The sequence below is a fragment of the Rhizobium sp. SEMIA 4085 genome (genome assembly GCF_013004495.1).
Taxonomy (GTDB): Bacteria; Pseudomonadota; Alphaproteobacteria; order Rhizobiales; family Rhizobiaceae; genus Rhizobium; species Rhizobium gallicum.
Genome location: NZ_JABEPH010000559.1, coordinates 1 through 2,556, shown reverse-complemented (window position 1 = coordinate 2,556; position 2,556 = coordinate 1). Strand labels below are relative to the sequence as shown.

Below are 2,556 nucleotides of genomic sequence, written 5' to 3'. Positions count from 1 at the left end.
GGACGCGACGCAGAGCGACACTCTGGTGCTACCATTATTCATGCCCTGCGGCGCACCATGCGGCCGACAAGGGAGTTCATCGCACTTGTTGCCGCGCGCGCCGGCGGGGGGGCGGCGCCGGTAGGGCCCGTCCGTCCAACGAAATTCTCTCCCCGTCTGGCAGTAACCCGTTGTGGTGTTTACTGCAACAGAACTCGTCCGCCATCACCGGGGATCGAGCGGCCCCGCCGTACCGATATCTTTCCAGATCTGCCGCCTCAGTCCCAACCGGACGAGACAATCCTCGATAAACCAGCCGATGACCTCCTTTCGGCCCTTCACGAAAGGCAAGAATGCTGTGTCAAGGCCGACAAAGGGAAGAAACGGATTGGGTCGCTGCGATGCATAGATCTCGACGCGCACGGATGGACGGACGGATTTGCCCCTGGCGTGGAATCCAAACGTATCTCCGACCACGAGCGTATTGGCTGGAACGGCGAACTTGGTAGGTTTAGGCAAACGCAAAAGGTGCAGCTGGTTCTCTGGAATCCGGAATGAGCCGTTCTCGCCCCGGATGGACGCCACGATGCTCTTCCTCTTGTGCCAGGCGAGCCGCCGCTTGGTCAGCTTGTGAGAGCCGGCAACATAGGTGAACGGGCCTTCATCTTCTGGGACGTCGCAAAGGAAGAACCAGGCCTTCACCGTCGAGTGAAACGTATCCATATGAAGATCGGTTTGCGGATCCTTCCCCTTGCCTTCTTCTGTCTCCGTCCCAAAAATCGTTTGGATGCAGATGGCCGGCTCTGCCTTGAACCCCCCAACATAACGTAGCGGATTGCTCCAGCCGTTGCTATCCACCAGGGCGCGGATGGCAGGGTAATTTTCCAGGACCTCTGGTGTAAGCGAGGTCCTACGCGTCACCGCTTTCCCTTGGGTCATTTCGCGCGCCGGCGCACGAAGAGCCTCAACTTCAGACCGCAACTGCGCGAACATTTCCGGTGTTAGAAAATTGCGTCGTTCGATATAGCCGTTCTCGGCGAAGAAGGCGCGCTCATGTTGAGGAATAAGGTGCTGCAGGCGCCGGCGTCGCGACTCTACAATTTTCGCGGCTATTTTCACGCGCCAGATGTGGAGCCCCTTCCGATTGAGTTTTACGCTCCCAAGAAGCGGATTTTCAATGAAGCGCTTTTCGCCGGTTACGATCTGAAACACATAAAAAGGAAGCATCAGCACCTTCAACGGCGACCACTTCTGCTTCGGCATTGTCCCCTCCTTCGACTTTCTCAGTTGCGCGCTAAATTGCCGCGGATTCGCGGAGAGAGCAAGAACGGTTCTGTTTCGTCCTCATTTGTCGGTAGGTGTCGTGTGCGATAAGCTATCCTGACGCAGCCCGGGTGGACGCTTGCCATGAAGTGGAACTTGTAAAGTTCCCGCCGACCGCGCGGCGCCGGAGAGAGGAGCGACGAATGAGGGGATTTGTTGAGGTGTTCCTTTGTTGCGCTTTCCTTACGGCATGCAACTCCACACGCAATGTCAGACAATCTTCGGTCTCGGATTACGCTCAGATGTCGGACACGCGCCTCTGCAGCCAGGTACTTGATTCGGATCATACTGTCAGACTGGCAAGGTCATCTCGCGACTTGATATGTTGACATCTCTGTCGCGGAATTCTTGTCATTGAGCCTTGGGTGCATTACCCGCTTGCAGGCTTTCGCAGAAGCATCGCAATTTAAGAAACGATTCTGTACCCTAGAAACTGGAATAGGCGATTGGTTAAAACAACGACGATCTTAGCTGAAGCAGCAAAAACGCCATTCAGGATCATTGGTGGCATTGCAAGTCGGCCGCTTCCGAAGCGGGGCAACCCGCCGCTCTTTCTTTTCGGATTCGCCGCTTGGAAGGCTTTCATGTATGACTGGTTTCCGGACAAGGAGATCATCTTTGCGCCGACCGGGCTCTGGCCCATCGAATTTGATATCAACTGGAAATGGCGCATCCTAAGTGACCGGCGGGCCGAAGTCATGGCGTGGCAGTACAAGGGCCTACCTCAGCTGAAAAACTTTTGCGCGTCCAATAACATTCCATTTCATTATGTCGAAGACGGCTTCATTCGTTCGGTATCGCTTGGAGCTTTGCAAATACCTCCAATGTCTTTGGCATTCGATCGGCAGGATATGTATTTCAATGCCAATGGCCCGACTGATTTGGAAGCAATTTTGTCGACCTTCGACTTTGATGGCAACGCGGATCTGATGCGTCGAGCGCAAGCACTGATAGAGCAACTGTTGAGCGCCGGGCTGAGCAAATACAACTCGAGTGCAGACGCCCAGATCGAGGAGATTTATGGCCCCAAAACCCGAAAGCGCATTCTTGTTATCGGGCAGGTGGAACGCGATGCTTCCATCGCCTACGGATCACGGGAAAAGCACAGCAACAATGACCTTGTCCGGCTCGCATATCGGGAAAATCCCGGAGCGCAAATTATCTACAAGCCGCATCCAGAGGTCCTTCAGGGAACTGCCGAAGCTATGTCGGATCCAAACTCGGTTCGCGGTATATGCACGGTTTTAGAACAGG

At 54.9% G+C, this 2,556-nt stretch carries 2 protein-coding genes; one reads left to right on the top strand and one right to left on the bottom strand.

The genetic code is table 11. The annotated features are described in order from the left end of the window. Positions 1-204 precede the first annotated feature (204 nt). Complete coding sequence (locus tag C9413_RS30910) at positions 205-1,242, bottom strand: phytanoyl-CoA dioxygenase family protein (protein WP_039845790.1); 1,038 nt, start codon at positions 1,240-1,242, stop codon at positions 205-207. Positions 1,243-1,748: 506 nt separating this feature from the next. On the opposite strand from C9413_RS30910, the gene C9413_RS30905 reads away from it, so the two are divergent. Further along, positions 1,749-2,556 (top strand): capsular polysaccharide biosynthesis protein (locus tag C9413_RS30905; protein WP_246703901.1); only part of this gene is annotated, 808 nt, incomplete at its 3' end.